Genomic DNA, 18,130 nt, shown 5'->3' with positions numbered 1-18,130 from the left:
CGTCTATGTCTGTTTTGATTTGGGTAAAAGGATGCCGACAACCCGTATTGTCGAGCGCGGCGCCGTGCGCGGAAAACTCACTTTTGACTGCCCAGCCGTGGGCAGCTCCAGGCGCTGCTATGCCACCATCACGGGGCCTGATGGGCGGGACCTGGCGGAGCCGATGATGCCGGCGCACCGGCAACACCTTGAAGACGGCAACATCGTGATCACCGGCAAAGAGATATTTGGCGACGAACGGCTGCCGCGGAACCGCGACAGGCGCCCGGACCAGCAATGGCTCTGCATCCCGGTGCCGGACGCCTAATCGCGGCTTTCGGCCAACTCCTTACGAACGCTGGCCCGTATTTCTTTCGGTGCCGTCTTGGCGATCCGCGTTGCCTTGTCTTCGCGCATAGCCTTCACGCGGCGCAGAATCTGCGGCATCTGAATTCTGATGGGCGCTGCAGGGTTGGCCTCGTTCCAGCGCTTCAGCGCGTCGCGCGCCTCCTGCACTTTGGCCTGGTCACCTTCGAACATGCCCTGAGCCCACATCGCTGCGATTTCCGACTCGCGCATCTTGTTTTGGCCGACCATGTTTTGCACCTGGCGAGTGGCATCCTGCACGCGGGCCACGTCGTTGGGCTGAAAGCCGATGGCCTTGGCCAACACGTCGTAGCTGTCCGTGTCGATGACCTTCTTGCCGTTGACATCGCGGTACATGCCGGTGTTCGCCATGTCCACCGCCTGAATCACGTTGCGCACGGCCGTTGGCGACATCGTAGCCAGGGCGCCGGTGCGGCCGGTGATATTGCCGTCGACCAGCTTGCCGGCGGCGTCAAAGGCGCGCTTGCCCAGGTCGCCGGCCGGGCCGGCCAGCTCGAGCAAATCGCGGCTGTGGTCCTGCTTTTTGGTCAACAGGCCGGTACCGGGGATCAGGTTGCCCATACCCAGGCGGCCAGACACGTCGATGGGAACGCCGGCCAGGCCGGATATGCCGCGCTCCACGAACTGGGCACCCGGGCGGCCCAGCAAGCCGGTGAAGAACTCCTGTTTGGCCTGCTTCGAGCTGAAGTTGTAGCCCAGGCGCTGCATCACGCCGTCCACCACGTCGTCCAGGTCTTCAGCGAACGGCAGGCCGCCTGAGCCGGACATCAAGAACAGCACGGCCAGCGCCAGCAGCGCGGCCTTGCGGCCCTCTTGGCCGCTGGAGGCCATGCGGCTCAGCATTTCCACATAGTTGATGGAATAGCTCTTGAAGGTGAACAGCACGCCGCCCACGGCGCCGCGCGCCCACTTCGGCTTCGCCCCTTTGTTGTAGACGAACTGAGTCTCCTGAACCGCGCGCTCGGCGAAGGCGGCCGGGTCGGACATGCCCTGGTCCACGGCGGTGCGGTAGGCGGCAATGAACGTCGTGCGGCGGTTGAACTGCTCGGCCAGGCCAAACACCTTCCCCCAGGCCAGGGACAGCTTGGACATGGCGTTGCTGGCTGTAGCGGCCGCGTCGCCGGCCGTGGTGCCGTCGCCCGGCTTCAGCGTGGCCTTGCCCTGCGCCTGGGCCATGAGCTGGAACACCTCCTGCGGAGACACGATGCCGTCTTCCTCGGCTTTCTTCAGGGCCGCGTCCAGCGCCTTGTCGCCGGTGGACTTCTTGAGGGCGTCGCCCACAGCGTTTTTCATCTGCATCGCGGCCTTGGCGATGCCGCCGTACTGGCTCAGCCACGGGAAGGTGATGTTCAGGGGCTGCATCAAGTTGACCAGCGCCGACGCGATGGAGCCGCCCAGGTACTGCGCGAACAGCAGGCCACGGATCTTCTGCGCCTCTTCCTGTGGGTTTTTCACATAGTCCATGAGCTGCATGGCGGCGTCTTTCAACTCGCCCTGGCCCTTGGGTATGTCCTTCACCGACTGGGTGATGGCGCCCATATGCAGGCCGCTGGAGGTCTGGCGGGCGTTCGAGTAGACGAAGCCAGCCAGTACGCGGCCCGGGTCTTCACTGAAGCCCGCAATGCCCTTGCGCTGGATCAGGCGCTTCATGGCGCTGCGGTTGGCCTTTGCCAGCTTCAGGTACTGCTGGAACGCCTGGTGTGCCGCGTCGTCGCCGCCCGCTTCCAGGCCCAGCATTTCGCCGAACAGCTCTACCGTTTCCGGGCTCACGCCGGCAAAGAGCTTGTATTCCTCGTCGCTCATGGTGCCCTGGCTGATCGTGGCGTTCGGGAAGTTGGCGCGCATCTGCCGCGCCATCTTGTTGGCCTCGGGCTTCGACTCGAACAGGCCAAAATACACGCGCTCTCCGTTCTCGTCCACCACGTCGAGCGAGTTGGAGCCGAAGCGGGACAGCGGCGCGTAGCCCCGGTCCATCAGGTCGCGGGCGCGGTCGGCCTTGTCGATCATGCGGCTGGCCGTGTCCTGCAGCACGCCGGCGCGCTCGCTCCCCTCGCTCAGCTCCAGCAGGTGGTCGCGGAGCAGCACGGCCGCGGCGTCCACGTCGCCCATGGCCAGCGCCTGGTCTCGCACCTCTTCCACGTCGGTACCGCCGAAGCGCACCATGTCGGCCACTGCCATGTTGGTCAGGCTTTTGTCGGTGGCTGCGCGGAACTCGTTGTAAAGCTCCACCTGGCGGTCGGTCAGTTTGAAGAAGCTTTTTAGCTCCGCCGGCGTGAAGACGATGCCCGGCTTGAGAAACTCGCGCTCATACTTGCCGTCCACCATGCTCTCGTACTGCTCAATGGGCAGGCCGCGCCACATCTTCAGCACACCCTCGCTGATCTTGTCTTCGCGGAACAGGCGCTGGGCCTTGTCGTCGGCCGTCATCTTGGCGGCCGCCTCTTCCATCACGGAGGCCTTGACCGGCTTGCCGGCGCCGTCGCGCATCCAGACCAGCGTGCCCTCAAAGATGGGGGCCGCGATGGCTTTGTTGTCAGCGGCGGAGATAGGCGACTTGGTGATGTCCTTCCACGACTCCATCTTCGGCAGGATCGAGGGCGCCAGGTCGGCCGCCTCGCTGGCGTAGAAGGACACGTCGTTGATGAAGCTCTGCACGCCGTCGAACACCTTCTTGAAGGTGGGGTTGCGCTCGGCCAGGTTGTACTGGGTGCCGACAGTCTTGTGCCACCAGTTCAGCTTCCCGTTGGCCTTGAAGAAGTCGTTGACGATGTAGCCGGCGGGCAGTTTCACGTCCTGGGCGTTGTTCATCGCGCCGGCCAGGGCCTGCGGCAGGGAGCGGCTAAAAGCGACTTCTGGAGCAAGTTTGCTATCGCTGGCAGGGGTTTTCGACACTTTGGTATCGTTCGCGGCCGCCGCGCGCTCCACCCAGCCGCGCGCCGGCAGGATGTAGTTGTTGATGATTTCCTCATCGGTCAGCTTCAGGTTCTTGAAGCCCGGGACGTTGCGGCGCAACCAGGTGCGAATGATGGCGATGGCCCGCTTGACGTAGCCAATTTCGGGGCGGCTCTGGGCCATTTCGGCCAGCACCTCTTCGGCGGCCTGGGCGACCTCGTTGGGCACGTCCAGATTCAGGCCGTACTCCTTGGCCTTCGCCTCGATGTCGGCCTTGCGCAGCACTGCCAACTGGGTCAACAATGGCTTGAGTGCGCCGCCGAAATTGCCGCGCAGGCCGTAGTGGCCCAGCGACTCATGAAAGAGCTTTTCAGCAGCAACTTGGGCGGTCGGAATCTGGGACGCGACCAGATAGACCTTGTTGCGGTGGAAGAAGGCGTCAGGGTTGGTTTCCGTGCCGCCGCTGCGCAGCTTATGGTCTTCTTGGCGGACCTTTTCGGGAATCCGCTCGTCGCTCATGTCATAGACGACAACGACCTCGGGCGCGTTGGCCCAGCGTGACGTGATGGCTTGAACATAGCGCTCCACCTCGGCGGTGGCGCGCGCGGCCTCTACGCTTTGGCTGGCTCCGGTTTTTTGGGCGCCAGCTTTTCCATCATTTCCAGATCCGCCTTCTCTTCCTCGGGAGAATAGGGCCTCGCCCTGCTCTCCTGGCGATCCTTTCGTTCCTGCAGCACTGGTGCGGGTGTCATATGCGCTCCTGTATTGGGCAGGCGTCAAAAACGCCTCCATATAGTCTTCCGACCGGGGGAACTTCGCGCCCATCTTATCCCAGAAGCCCACGGCCGTGGGCAGGATGTCATGGATGTGAAGTTTGGCTGTTTCAGGCAGGCTACCCATGATGGCGCCCACCACTTTTTCCGCCATGCCGCTACCGCGCTTGGACTGGAAAATCTCGATGTTGCGCAAGGACTTGAACTGTCCCGCCTTGTCAACATCCATCGTCAAAATGCCCACGTTGGACCGGTCCCGGGCCGCCGCGGCGTCCAGGCCCTCCGCCCGGGCCTTGGCGAACTCCACGGGGTCGCGCAGTTCATAGTCGATGCGGGTTACCGCGCCGCCCGGCTGCCGCACGTTCAATCGAGGCTTGCCCAGCACCACGTCAGCGCTCTGGAAAGCCGTGCCCACGGGGGTGACGATGGGCTTCAGGGCCGCCGGCGCCGTGGCGCTGCGGCTGAACATCACTTCGTCGTCTGGGTCAGCCGGCGCGGCTGCAGTAGCCGTGCCGCCATCCTTCTTCTTCAGTTGCGCCAGCACCGCCTTGTGCGCCGCGCGCGCGGCCTCGAGCTTGGCTTCCTCCGGCCACGCGCCGGCGTCGGTGACGGAGTCCAGCTCGGCGGCTTCCTTCTTGGCGCGGTCGAGGTTGCGCTGCAGCCAGTCCACCTCACTCACGGCGCTGTGGAGCAGGTTTTCGACCACGCGCACCACACGCTCGGGCGCGTGCGCGGGTTGGTCGGCGACCACGGTTTTCTCCAGCGCAACCTTTCCGTCGCGCGATAGGGTCAGGTCCAGGTCGATGTTGCCATTCTTTGCTACCTGACCCTCCACCTGCACCTCGTAGCCCGCAATGGTGCCCAGCGACTTCAAGGTCTCGTCGGCGATGGAGTCAACGATGTTCTGGCGCAGCGCCGTCGCGAGTTTGGCGCGCCGGCGGTATTCGGTACCGTTGAAGGCCCAGCGGATGGGTTCCAGGTCGCCACGCGCCTCGGAGAATGCCTCCGCAATAGCGGCCCGGCTCTTGAAGGTCTCACCGTTGATTTCGATGGACACAGGCGCTGCCTTGCTGGTCTTCTCGCCAGCGGCGTCGGTGCTTTCGACTTTGGCTTCGGTCTTGTCGCGCAGATAGGCCTGGGCCTCATGCGCATCGGTGTAGACCTTGCCGTCAATCTCCATCTTGAACTCGGGCGGGTTATTCACCAGGTCCGACAGGTATTTGTCGGCCTGGGCGGCGTCCGCCCGGGCCTTTTCTAGCCGGCCCGGCAAGTCGGTCAGGCTGGTCTGCACACGGCGCCGGCGGCTGATGAGGTCGTTGCGCTGGGCCTCGAAGCTGCGGCGCTTCTGCTCCAGCTTCTTGACGTCGTTGCGAATCTGGATTTCCTTGAGCAGGTTGATGTCGCCGGTCGCGGCGGCCTGCATTTCTCCGGCGCTCAGCTCCATGTCCTCGAAGGCGTTGTCAATTTCGCGGCTGATCTGGCGGGACCGGAGCTGGTTGATCATCTTCAGCTTGGTCTCCTGCACCTGCCACATGCGCATGTCCAGCGTGTCCTTGGTCACGTAGGCCAAGATTTCGATTTCAAAGCCCGGAATTTCGGTCATCAGGATGTTGCCCTGGCGCTCGATTCGGCCCTCGCGCTGCTCCACGTCGGACGGGCGCCAAGGCACGTCGAGGTGATGCAGGGCCACCAGCCGCTCCTGCACGTTGGTGCCGGCGCCCAGCTTCTGGGTGGAGCCCAGCAGCACGCGCACCTGGCCAGCGTTCATCTTGCGGAACAGGTTGGCCTTCTGGTCATCCGTGTTGTAGTCGTGGATGAAGGCAATTTCGTGCTCTGGGATGCCCTTTTCAACCAGCGCGGCCTTGAAGTCGTCGTAGACGCTGAACCCGCGCAGAGCGGATTGCACGGCGCTCAGCCAGTCCTGGCCTTTGGCGTCCAGCTCAGCCTGGGCGGCCTCTACGTCTTCCATGATGCCCATGGCAGCCTCGTTGCCCAGCGTCGCGGACGCGGCCACATCCTCATTGCCGGCCTGGATGCGTGCCTGCAGGGCCTCGTACTCCTTCAGCTCGGCCTTGGCATGCTTGATGGGCGTGCCCATGTCCGAAAACACCAGTTGCGTGCCCTTCCACTTTTCGTACTGGTGGTAGCGCTCCAGCACGCGGTCGCTGGACGTGTCGATGCGGCCGCCCTTCTCGCGCTCGGTGGCCTCCGGATCAACCAGGCGGATGTCCATGGCGGCCTTGCGGGCGTCACCCATAACAACCAGGATGTTGTCGTCGCCCTTCTTCGGCGGGCCGCGGCGCTTCTCGATGGCCTGCGCCCGTTTGGCGATTTCCGCCATGTAGTCGTCCTGGGCCTTGGACTTATCCAAGGACACCGGCGTGCGCCGGCCGCCCTTGAGCTTGGGCAGGGGGAACGCGGCGCCGTCGTTTTCCTCGGTGTAGGCCTTCTTGATGTCGTCCATCGTCACCGTGTCGGAGACCTGGTCGAACATCTTCAGCAACTCGGTCGTGTTGACGAAGTTGCTCATGCGGTTGCTGGCTTTGAAGCCGTCGCCGCTGGGCGCCTGCATCCATACCTGCTCAACGCTGGCGAAGGTGTTGGCCCAGGCGTCGAACGACTCGAAGCCCAGCTCCTTCATCTGCGATGGCATCAGGTACCGCATCATGTGGTACATCTCGGCCAGCGAGTTGCTGACCGGCGTGCCGGTGGCGAAAACCACACCCTGCCCGCGCCCGTTCTTGGCGTACACCTGGTGTGCCTTCACATACATGTCATAGGCGCGCTGGCTGCCGGCGCTGTCCCCCAGGCCCTGCACCTGCTGCATTTTGGTGCTGAACATGAGGTTCTTGAACATGTGCGCTTCGTCCACGAAAAGCTGGTCGACGCCGATTTGCTCGAAGTCCAGCAGGTCATCCATGGGCTTGTCGCGCAGGCTGCGAATGCGGTTCTCCAGCCGCTCCTTCATGGCCTCCAGTTGCTTGATCGTGCGGCGTTTGGTGGCTTTTTCGCCGTCGCTGACCTCCACGCTCTGGATGGTCGCCATGATCTGCTTGACCTGCTCGGCGTTGAAGTCGGCCTCGAACTCGGGCGCCGGCTTGATGAACCCATAGCTGCTGTGGGCTATGACCACGGCGTCCCAGTCGCCCGTCGCGATGCGGGCCAGGAATTTGCGGCGATTGGCCTTCTCGAAGTCCTTCTTGGTGGCCGTCAGGACGTTGGCGCCAGGGTATAGGCGGTAGAAGTCGGCGGCCCACTGCTTTACCAGGTGGTTGGGCACAGCCACCATGGGCTTGCGCGCCAAGCCGGTGCGCTTCAGCTCCATGGCGCCCGCCACCACAGTAAAGGTCTTGCCGGAGCCGACCACGTGGTCCAGCAGCGCGGTGCGGTCCTGCACGATGCGCGCTATGGCATTGCGCTGGTGCCGGCGGAACTTGATGATGCTGTCAGGCACCTTGCCGGGGAAGGTCATGTGGGAGCCGTCGTACACCCGCGTGACGTAGTTGTTGTTGGTCTCGTTGTAGGCCTTGGTCAGCAGTTCGGAACGCTCCGGGTCGCTGAACAGCCAGTCGTTGAAGCGGTCCTTGAGTTCCTGTGCCTTGGTATTGGCCATTTCGGTGGCCTCCACGTCGGTGCGGGTCTTCTTTTCGCCGTCGATGTAGGTGACCTTGATGCTGCGGTTGTTCAACAGTGCGTTGAGCATCTTGTCGCCCGGGTAGGCCGGCGTGCCCCAGGTGTTGCTCAGGGCCAGCGAGTTGCCGCCGCTCACCCAGAGCTGGTAGGAACTGTTGGCCTTCAGGTAGGTGACGCTGACCTTGGCATCCTCGCCGAACAGCTCATTGGCGAAGTCGGCATAGACGCTCGTAGGTACCCACGGGGAGCCGATGCGCGCCACGATTTCATGGCTTGCCACCTCGGGCGGCTGCACCGCCTCCAGTGCAGCCACATTGGCGAACATGCCGGCGGCCTGGGCCTGCGCCAGCTTCGCGCGCACGTTGCCCGAGAGGTAGGCGTCGCGCAGCACATATTCATCGCTGGCCGGGTCGCGGAACAGCAGCGGCTTTTCGCCCGTGCTCAAGGACTTCAGCACCGCCTCCGGCTCCATCCCCAGCAGCTCACCGATGTAGCCAGCGTCGAGCTTGCCGCGCTCGGCCATCGACACCTGCAGGGCGTCGGCCGGCGTGTCTACCTTCTGGACCTTCTCGCGCGCTGCCACCACGCGCTGGGTAAAGATGGGGCCTTTGCGGGCCGTCGATTTCGTGGGCTTCACGCCCATGCGTTTTGCCGCGGCCAGGCCAATGCCTGGCGTGTAGCCATGCTCCAGAGAGGCCAGCAACGGGAAGTCCGGGTCATCCTCGAACACGCGCAAGGTGCTGGGGTCGTTGATGAGGCCGTGGGTTGCCCGGTAAGCGTCGTACTGCCCGTTGAGCGTCGCGCGCAGGGACTTCATGGCCTTGGCGTCGTCGCCCATTTCAGCGGCAATCAGGCCGCGCACCGTAGTGCGCATGCCGGCCAGCGCTTTGATGCGCTCGAAGCCCGTGTCGCCCAGTTTGGTTTTCTCGGTCCACTGGGTCTCGGGGGTGACCTGCACGCCCCGCGCCTCGCCCGCCAGATCCGGCAGGCGCTGCATCAGCTTGTCGCCCTCCATGAAATAGCCGCCCTCGTTGACGCTGGGGCTCTTCAGTGCCGTGATGGCGGCCTGGGTGTGCTCGGCGGTGCCGGTCTCGGCCACGCTGCGGTAAATGCTTTCCGGCAGCTTGCCCACCGCCTCTTTCAGCAGCGCCAGCGTGTCCTGGCCGGGCCGGGCCTGCAGCGACGTCGTGTCCGGGCCGTACATGCCGCCGAACGCGCCGAACTCGCCCAGCATCATGCCCGGGTTGTCGATGAAATACTTGTTCAGCGACACGGTTCTGCCGCGGCGGTCCTTGGTCTGGCCCACGGTCAGCCAGCGCTTGGCATCCTCACGCGCGGCCTTGCCGCCAATCTCGCCGTCCGGCCGCTTTTGCAGGAACACCAGGTCGGTGGTTACGTCGGTACCGGCGTTCTTGGAAAAGGCGTTGTTGGGCATCCGAATGGCGCCCAGGAACTTCACCCGCTCACCGATGTATTTGCGCGCGGTCTCCGTCTTGCTGTCCATGAAGGCGTTGGTGATGACCTGCGCCATGATGCCGCCCTCGCGCAGCATATCGACGGACTTTGCGAAGAAGTAGTTGTGCAGGCTCAGGCCCGACAAATGCTTGCGGCCGCTGCGGTCGGTCTGCGCGTCACTGGCAAATGGCGGATTGCCCACGGCCGCGTCGTAGTAGGCGTCGGTGCCGCGAAACTCGGTGAAGTCGGCCTGCTGGACGTTCTGCTGTGGGTAAAGTTGGCGCGCGATCGCGCTCGAAAAAGGCTCACGCTCGATAGCTGTGAAGCGGCCAGCGCTGCGCATGTCCGCAGGCATCAGGCCCATGAAGTTGCCGACGCCGGCGCCAGCTTCCAGGGTCTTGCCGCCATTGAAGCCAAAGCGCCGCAAGGCAGCGTAGATCCCGTCCGCGATGATTTCGCGGCTGGTGTAGTGGGCGTAGCGGGTGGACTGACGCGCGGCGGCCAGCTCTTCAGGACTCATCAGGGCCGTGAGTTCGGCGTGCTCTTTGGCCCAGTCAGCGTTCCTGGCGTCGAAGGCCTGCGGCAGGCCGCCCCAGCCGACATACTTCGCCAGCACCTCCTGTTCGGCGGGCGTCGCCAGCCGGCCGGTGCTTTCCAGCTCAGCCAACAGCCGGATTGCGGCAACGTTGTCCTTGAATTTGGCCTTCTGGCCGCCCTCACCCAGCGCCAGCTCGTCGGTGATGGTGAAGTCTTCAGCCTTGACCTGCGGGGCGGCGATGGCCGGCGCATTGGGCGCTGGGTTGACCCCAGCTTCCGGCGTTATTCCTCCGGCATCCCCAAAGAGCCCAGGCCCTTCATCAGCTCGGCGTGCGCGCGGTACCCTTGGCTTTTTGACATCTTGGGCGCCTGCTCGGGCTCCTCGGGCAGGAACAGGTACCGCTCCCTCACCTGCTCCCACGCTTCCTGCTGCGTCGCTCCCTGCGTCACCAGCACGCGCATCCCCGCCGCCGTCGCGTCCGCCGCTTCGGTCAGGGCTTGCTCCAGCGTCCCGGCTTTCTCCAGGCGCGCGTACATCTTGGGAAGGTGCTCCTTCCAGTGATCCCGCGCTTGACTGATCCAGTTGCCGTGTTGCATTTCCATCTTTCGGTCCTCCAGTATCGGGGCTATTCACCCCAGTTTCAATAGAGCCGTCCTGGGTGGGCTTGGGCGGTGCGGGTTGGTCCCACAGCTCTTTCAACTTGAAGATGCCTTCGGCCCGGTCCTTCAGGCCAGCCACGTCGACCATGATCTGGCCGGCCTTCGTGAACGGCGCCCCGCCGGCGCCGACCTGGAAGCTGGCACCCTCGTAGATGCCACCCATCAACTGGTCGAGGCCTGCCTTGGGATGGCTGCCGCGCCACCAGTTGATGTAGCGGATGGCGCGGTCGCGCGCTTGGGCGCGGGCGGGGGTTTCGCCAGCACCAGACGCGGCCGCCGCTGGCGCGCTCAATGCGTCAAGGTCCACGGCGTCCATGGCCGCCGGGTCATCCATGCCATCAAATGCCGCGGCCCGGGGGTCGTATTTGATGCCCATGTACCAGCTCTTCAGGTAGGGCTTTGCGTCGTCGCCCAGGTCGGCCAGCATGGCCTTGGCATAGGCGGCGAAGGTGCGGGCGCCCTTTTCAATGTGAAAACCGGCAAGCGTCAATCCAGCTTGAAGAAGCTCGGGATCAATGCCGCTGTTCAGGGTGCCGGATAGCTTTTTCTTGAGCACCGCGCGCGCTGCTGCAGCGGCGTCCTCGGTGAACACGGTGTTCTTGCTGACGGCGGGCGCTGCGGCCTTGGCCTCAAGGTCCACCCTGGCAAGCAGACGGTCGGCCTCGCCATCATTGAGGCGCGTATCGGCTGCGATCTGTTCTCGCATCCCTGCTGGCACCGCTTTGCCATCGGCAATCCACTTTTCGTAATTGAGAAACTGGTCGCTGACATCGACGTTGAAGTAGCTGCCGTCCGGCTTTGTGATGCGGCGCGTCTGCTGCTTCTTATCCCGGTTGGCGGCCGTGCGGCGCGCCATTTCCTTTACGCCGGCGTCGATGCCATCACGCGCACGCTCAACAGCGGCGGAAATAGCCGCAGCGCCAGAGGCTTTGCGCTCGTCGTAGGTCTTGCCCATGTGCTGGGCGATGATGGTTGCCTCGTTCGTCCTCGGGTCAAAGTTGACAAGCACATCACCCAGTCCGCCGACCTTCGTGGGCATGCTCCAGGCGGTCTCCTTGGTCCTGGAGTCTGGCATTGCGCCCAGCTTTCGCAGCGCGGCGCCGACGTCATCTGGCACTTTGTAGCCGGAATCCTTCTCCCGCTCGGCCTGCTGCTCGGCGGCCAAAGCCCGGTTGAATTCGATGTCCTTGTCCGAGACCACAGGGTCTTGCGAGTGCGTTGGGTGGCTGGGGCTACCCTTTGCCGGTTCGGCCTTCGCCTTGATGTCGAAACGCTTCTTGTTGGGCACCACCTCATGGGTCGCGCCCAGGTCATGCTCTGCCAGCCAGGCGTCGGCCTTGCCCTTGTCGTGGAAGTAGGCCGTCCCTTTGGCTATGCGCGCCAGGCCTTTGGCGCGCTTTTCGGGTATGCCGAAAAGGTGCTCCATGTCGGCCTTCTCCGAGACTCCCCGCGCTGGGTAGGCTTTCAGTGCAGCGTCGGGCTTGCCGGCGCGCTTGCCGTCCGCTCCAGCAGCACCACTCGCTCCGGCGTTGTCTTGAGGCGTTGCACCATCTGCCGCTGCAGGCGTATCAACCTGGGCGGCCGCACCTTCTGAGGTTTCTGCACTGGGGAACTCCTTCACGGTCTCGATAAGCTGCTCGATGGGCGCGTTCAGGCGGATGGCCTTGACGGTCGCCGCACCCTTTTCGCCACCGGCAATCCACTGGTGGTGGCCGTCCAGCACGTGGTTGTCGCTGGAAATGAGGATCGACCGGTCTCCGCCGGTGAAGTCCATGGCCTGGCGCACCTTCTCGAAGGAGTACTCCGCCTGCGTGGGCTTAAGGCTGGCGGGCGGCACTTCCACCTCTTCGTGCGTGATGCCGCGCGCGTTGAGGAAATTGACCATGGCGCCGCGGTGCTCGGCCTTGATCTGCGGCATGTCGGCGCGCGGGATACCCTTCGTGCCGGTCTGCGGCTCGAAATTTGCCCAGTCGCCGGTTGCGGCCGGGGCCTGCTCGGCTTCCTTCTTGCGTACCACGAAGGCGTTGGCGTTCAGCTTGATAGGCGCGAAGTCGGTGCCCAGCGCCTGCGCGGTCTTCTTGGCCGCGCCCATGTTCGTGAACGGCTTGTTCTGCGCGTTGAGGATGTCTCCCTCGAGCTGCTTTGGCGCGTCGGCGTTGCGCTCGTCGTAGGCGGTAATGATTTCGCCGGTCTCCGGGTCCACCCTGCGGGTGCGGTCGATGGTCGGCTGCGCCCCTGCCTTCACCGCCTCAGTGCCTTCGGCTGTGTCGTTCTCCGACAGCAGGCGGTCCAGCAGCTTCTTGTTGTAGGCCTTCACGCCCTTGGCGACGTCGTCACGTGCAACCACGCCATAAGCGCGTTGAGCCTCTTCGCGCGTGCCGTCCGGCAGTGCGTTGATGCGGTCCACCATGGGGTCATCCACCGGCTCTGGGATGGGCTCCACCTTCGCCGCCGGCGCGGCGGCGGCTTCCATGGCCGCGCCAGTGCCCGGCTCAACCGAAGTCGCGGCGCGCGCGAGCGGCCCGGCAGGCTTCGCCGGAGCCACGCCAGCGGCAGGGTGGTCACCGCTAAAGCCGTGCATGACGTTGGCACCGCCGCCCATGGCCGCGCCCGATAGCAGGCCCAGCACGGCCGCCTGGTTGACGCCCTCGTCAAGCGGACGGTCCAGCGCCATGTTCTGCAGCACCTGCTCGCTGATGGACTGAGGCAGCTCTTCCAGCACGCCCTCGGCTACGGCACCTTCGAGCGCGCTGCGCACCACACCCTTACGCATCGCCGGATAGGTGGCCGCGCCCGTCAGCATGGTGTCCACGTCGGCAATGCCCAGCTTCTTGGCGATTTTGCCGCCCAGCATGCCGAAACCGGTGGTCAGCACGCCCGTGGCGGCGGCAAGGCCGGTTTGCTTGGCGGTCAGCAGCCCGTCACCGGTGCTTTGCCGGATCTGTTCAGCAGCGGAACCTGCGCCCACCACGCCCTCACCCAGCGCGCCGGCCAGGACGGGCGCCAGCTTGGGCGCCAGCGCCAAGCCGCCGCGCGCCAGGACGCCGCCGGCGGCCATGGATGGCAGCGATTCCACTACGGAATGCGCGACCACAGACGGGTTTTGCACCGCCGCCATGAACGTGTCGCCCAGGCCCTGCGCGGCCTGCACCTTCTGGAAGGCCGCCTTCTGCTGATCCGAGTAGCCCTCGTCCAGCATGGCCTTGGCCTCCTTGGGCCGGAAGCCTACAGCCTCGGCCACGCGGCCGGCATGCCCACCTGTCGCCATGTCGGTAAGGCCCACGACCGCCTCCGGTACCGCGATGACGCCTTTCAATGCGGAAATGCCGACATCGCCGACCGTGCGCAGCAGCGAACGCGGCTCCAGCGGCGCGGGCGCGGGCTTCACGCCCAGGCTGGCGGCTACCTGTTCTCGCGGCAAGTCCTGATAGAACGCCTCGTGAACCGCATCTACAACCTGGTCATCGTCCAGACCGCCGAGGTCCGGGTACTTCGCTTTGATGTCGGCAATTGAGAGCATTAAGAGAGGCCTTTCGATGCAGCGATGGCGCGCTTGGCCTCGCGCTCAAGGTATGCTTTGGAAGCGGCCTGGTCGGCCTTACGTTTCTCGTCGCGCTTCTGGTCCAGATAGGCTTTGACTTCCGGGCTGTACTTCATGCGCTTGCCGTAGCCCATTTCGAGGTGCTCGGCATCAATCTTTGCCTGCATGGCCGCCTCGTCCACCGGGGCGGCCGCTGGAGCCGCAGCAGATGGAGCGTCGGGTGCAGGTGCAGCAGGGGCCGGCTTTGCTGCTTGTGGCAGGCCGCCGGCGGCAGCGTTCGGCGCCGGCGCCTTGCTGGCGTTGGCAATTCCAATCTGCAACCGGTTGAGCTGGCTTTGCAGGATGGCCTTGGCGTCGCCTTTGGCACGCTTCACCTCTCCGGCCAGCTCGTTTGCCGCGGCCTGGGCCTTGGTCACGTCGCCGCCATATTCCTGCATGAGGATCGCACCCGCCTCCGCGTCGCGCGCGGGCTGGGTGGCCGGATTGTTCAGCGGTCCACCGCCGCCAGATGGTGCCGCGCCGCGCACGCCCAGCGGGTCAGGCTTCGCGCCGCCTGGGTCTCCGGCATAGCGGGCCTGAAGCTGCGATTCCTGCAGCGCCAGCGCGGCCAGCTTCGTGCTCAGCGCCTTCGTGCCCGGGCTGTTGGGGTCGTAGCTGCCCTCGGCCTGGGCCTTGGTGATTGCGGTGTTGATGGTCTCGCGCTGCTTATTGATGCTGTTCAGCGTGGACTTGTCGATTTCCGACATCTTGTTGGCAGCCGTGTCCTTCGCGCCGGCGGCGGAATCGTAGTAGCCTGCCTGCGCGTTCTGCAGCTTGACCTTGGAATCAGTTTCTCGGCCTTCGCGGCCTTCCTTCGCGCCCTTTAGTTGGGCGTCATACCACTTCTCATAGGGCATCAGGCTCATGCCCAGGTCGTGCGAGTTGACCGTCATTTCCTTGGGCTGGCCGTCCTTGCCCTGCACCTGGAAGGTGGCGGAGAACGTGGGGATGGTGCCGACGCCAGGGATGTCGCGCTGCTCGGTCTTCAGCACGGGTTCCCCCAGAATCTTGAACTCGCCGCCCTTGTTGAAAGCCGCGGTCATGCCGGCGCCGTCGCCAATGCGCAGCGCCTTCAAGGCATCGATGGCGCCTTCGTCTTTCAGCTTCTTGGCGTAGGCCTCTTGTTCCTGGGTGAACTTGATGGTTTCGCGGCCGCGCTGGGTCTGCTGGTTCTCCAGGTCCAGCGCCTTCATGGGGTCAATGCCTGACACGGCCGCTATCACGCGCTTGCTGCGGGCTTCCGGGCTGTTTTGGGCGGTCAGCTCAGCCTGAGCAGAAGCCGGGTCGGTGAAGGCCTTCCCGCCGACGCTGTAGCCGCCCTGCTGCAGGCCCTGGTTGGGCAGATCCGCATTCTCGGGCAAGCCGACGTCGCGGTTGTCCATGGTGTCGGGCTTGACCATGCCGCCCGCGCCTTCGACCATTTCAACGGGCAAACCCGCCTGGGCGATGGTTTTTTGATCGGAGACCGCCTTCTTGGCAGCGTCAATCTGGAGCTGTGCGGCTTCGTTGCGAAGCGCGCGGTCCTCGTCCTCTCGCTTCTGCTTGGACTCTTTGTCGTACTGGGTCATTGCGCCGGTGCCAAGACCAGTCAGAAACGCGATTGCATTCTTGCTCATTTGATACTGCCTTTCAGTGGTGTGGGGTGCACACTGCGGACTTCGGATTCACCGATGATGCGCAGCGCGAGAGGTCAAAAACAAGGGGGGTCGAAACGGGCATACACTTCCACTTTTTGACGGAGGAAGACATGCGGAAATTTCTGTTCATCGCGTTTGCGGCTGGACTCGCGGGCTGCGCCACCCCGAGCACCGGCATCGTGCCTATCGGCAGCGGCCAATACATGGCATCGAAAATGGGCGAATTCACCACGTTCTCCGGCAGCCAGGTCAAGGCCGAACTGTGGAAAGAGGCCGCCGCGTTCTGCGCGAAATCGGGCAAGCAGCTCGTCCCTGGCAACTCGACGGCGCAAGACTCTTCATATGGCAAATACGCTTCGGCTGAAGTTCAGTTCGCCTGCAGCTAGGCGTCCAGCATTCCGTACTGCCTGTCCACCTCGATCCTGATGATCTTCATCTGGGCGCTGTAGCGGCCATAAGCCTCGGGGTGGTAGTCGCGCAGGTACTTCGCCCGGCCCTCGTCCCACCATGCCGTGCAGCCCATGCACTCCGGCGCGCGCCTGACACCGCGTTCGTAGAACGGCGCTATAGGCAGCCCGTTTTCGGTCAAAAAGGCTGACACCTGCTCACCGGTCCACGACTGAATGGGGTAAAGCACTTCCATGCCGCGCTGAACGTCGCCTGAGCGCATGGGCTGCTTGGCATATTCATCATCGCGCTGGCCGCGCACGATCAGGGTGATGCCGTCAGCCTCAATCCTGCGCTGCATCGGCTCCATCAGTGACCGGTAGCAGCACTCATACCGGCCGATCAGCTTCACTTCACGCCCGGACACCAGGCGGCCGTCTGGGGTGTTGTCCACCGGCACCAGGTCGGTAGCCATGCCGAACTGCTCCCGCACACCGGCAACGTTGCCTTGAACCCGCACCATAGGGCCGGTCAGCGCCTCGACCAGGCGCACCACTTCCTTCGTTTCCGGGAACTGGTCGCCGGTGTCCAGGTGGTAAATCGTCATCCGGTCCCAGTACGGCCGCAACAGAAAGAGCGCGGCCGTGGAATCGCGGCCACCCGAAAACTGAAACCCGATGCGCTCGTGCCGCTCGAAGGCATCAGCGATAGGCCTGGAAGCGACACGCGGCCTGAAGCGCCAGGTTGCCGGCAGGACGTGCTTGAACAGGCTGTCGTAGAACTCTTTGGAGTCGAACACCCCGCGCAGGCGCTGCACCACGGGGGTGTGAAAGTACCCCTCCTGCAGGTCGAAGCCCGCGCGCTTAGCCCAGTCAACGACGTCCCCGGCGTGATGCACCGCCGCGCCCAGTGTCGGCACCATCAGCGCGTTGTTGCCACCATCCCGGCTCATGTCATTGATGAACAGCGCGCCATCGTCGCGCAGGACGCGGCGGGCCTCGCGCAGGGTTGCCACCCAGTCGGCCGAGTGGCAAATCGAGTAGTGAAACATCACCACATCAACCGACCGGTCAAGGAGGGGCATGCTGTTGAAGTCCGCCTCTATCAAGGCCATATCCTGTGGGCACTGGTCGAGTTGCGCGCGGCTGACGTTGACAAGCACGAAAGTCAGGTCCGGCCGGATCTCCTTCATCATCCGCGCCACCTCGCCCACGCCGCAGCCGGCGTCCAGCACCACCGCACCCTCGGGCGGGTCCATCAGCTCAAGCAGCCTTGCAATGTGAAGCTCATCCGTTTCGGCAAATAGGTTCGCGTGCAGCACACGAATGCCCAGTTCCAAGCAGCCCACGGTGGCTTGATCGACGGCGTCTAAGTTCATCATCAGATAGCCATCGCAATTCCACCGGCGGCTGAGCCGATACCGCCCCACATCGCCGCGTCGTTGCTTGCACCGCCCTGCATGGCACCGTAGGTTTGTGCGGCGCCAGCCAGGCCCTGCTGCGCGCCCGAATATCCCTGATTGATCAGGTTCGCACCAGACTGGGCGACCTGGAGCGGCACCTGCGCGTTAGACGTGGAGTTATTGCCTGCCGTCAATGCCAAGCCGGCGCTGGTGGCCTGGTTGCTGGCAAGGTTGCGGCCGAGGTTGGCAGCGTCCATCTTCCGCGCCTGCCCAATGGTCTCAACCTGTGTGCTTGCGGCGTTTCCGGCGGCGGCCTTTGCGGCGGCCGCGCGCACGCCAAACGCGCCCTGCGTGGCTGCAAAGTTGCCTGAGCTGGGGTCAACGCCGCGCGCCATCGCCTCACGGGCCATAGTTTCACGCGCGGCATCAGCCTGGGTGCCTACGTCGGCCATGGCCTGGCCAGCGGCCGCGGCGCGTCGCTCCGGCGTGTCGTAGCTCGCTGCATCGGCAACAATGCCTTGCTCCAGAGGGCGGAAGGTGTTCTTTTGGTAGTCTGCGTAGTCCTTTGCCAGCGCGGTCTGGGTGTTCATCGACGCCATTTGAGCGTCGGAAACCTGCGCGGCGCGCGCGGCGGCGGCCGCCCGATCTGGTGCGGTTTCGGCATAGACCTGCTTGGCCCAGGCCAATTGTTCCGCCGACAGGGCAGCCTGTTGCACGGCGGCGGCGTTCATACCGCTGTTGTCGGGCGCGTCGGAGCAGCGGTAATGGTGGCCTAGGCCTTGCCGCTTCAGCTCGAGAATATTCATAG

6 protein-coding genes are annotated in these 18,130 nt (G+C 64.4%); 2 read left to right on the top strand and 4 right to left on the bottom strand.

Features of this window, described 5'->3' with window-relative positions; translation table 11 throughout:
* The first annotated feature begins 31 nt into the window (after positions 1-31).
* Positions 32-307 carry a hypothetical protein gene (locus AC1D1Y_RS17345; protein WP_477683412.1) on the top strand — a complete coding sequence of 92 codons (276 nt, stop codon included), beginning with the start codon at positions 32-34 and terminating at the stop codon, positions 305-307.
* Here AC1D1Y_RS17345 and AC1D1Y_RS17340 read toward each other — a convergent pair.
* Together AC1D1Y_RS17340 and AC1D1Y_RS17335 are read right to left on the bottom strand one after the other, a co-directional pair.
* Positions 304-13,836 carry a PLxRFG domain-containing protein gene (locus tag AC1D1Y_RS17340; protein WP_477683411.1) on the bottom strand — a complete coding sequence of 4,511 codons (13,533 nt, stop codon included), beginning with the start codon at positions 13,834-13,836 and terminating at the stop codon, positions 304-306. The genes AC1D1Y_RS17345 and AC1D1Y_RS17340 overlap by 4 nt on opposite strands.
* Positions 13,836-15,512: a hypothetical protein gene (locus AC1D1Y_RS17335; RefSeq protein WP_477683410.1), complete on the bottom strand. Its 1,677-nt coding sequence runs from the start codon at positions 15,510-15,512 to the stop codon at positions 13,836-13,838. The genes AC1D1Y_RS17340 and AC1D1Y_RS17335 overlap by 1 nt, the downstream gene beginning before the upstream one ends.
* 131 nt (positions 15,513-15,643) lie before the next feature.
* On the opposite strand from AC1D1Y_RS17335, the gene AC1D1Y_RS17330 reads away from it, so the two are divergent.
* Complete coding sequence (locus tag AC1D1Y_RS17330; RefSeq protein ID WP_477683409.1) at positions 15,644-15,919, top strand: hypothetical protein; 276 nt, start codon at positions 15,644-15,646, stop codon at positions 15,917-15,919.
* Here AC1D1Y_RS17330 and AC1D1Y_RS17325 read toward each other — a convergent pair.
* Both AC1D1Y_RS17325 and AC1D1Y_RS17320 read right to left on the bottom strand, forming a co-directional pair.
* Positions 15,916-17,301: a phosphoadenosine phosphosulfate reductase domain-containing protein gene (locus AC1D1Y_RS17325; RefSeq protein ID WP_477683408.1), complete on the bottom strand. Its 1,386-nt coding sequence runs from the start codon at positions 17,299-17,301 to the stop codon at positions 15,916-15,918. The genes AC1D1Y_RS17330 and AC1D1Y_RS17325 overlap by 4 nt on opposite strands.
* Positions 17,301-18,128: a hypothetical protein gene (locus AC1D1Y_RS17320; protein ID WP_477683407.1), complete on the bottom strand. Its 828-nt coding sequence runs from the start codon at positions 18,126-18,128 to the stop codon at positions 17,301-17,303. The genes AC1D1Y_RS17325 and AC1D1Y_RS17320 overlap by 1 nt, the downstream gene beginning before the upstream one ends.
* Between the last annotated feature and the right edge of the window lie 2 nt (positions 18,129-18,130).

This window comes from Polaromonas sp. P1_G1 (assembly GCF_056405595.1).
This window is presented reverse-complemented; position numbering and strand designations above follow the sequence as displayed.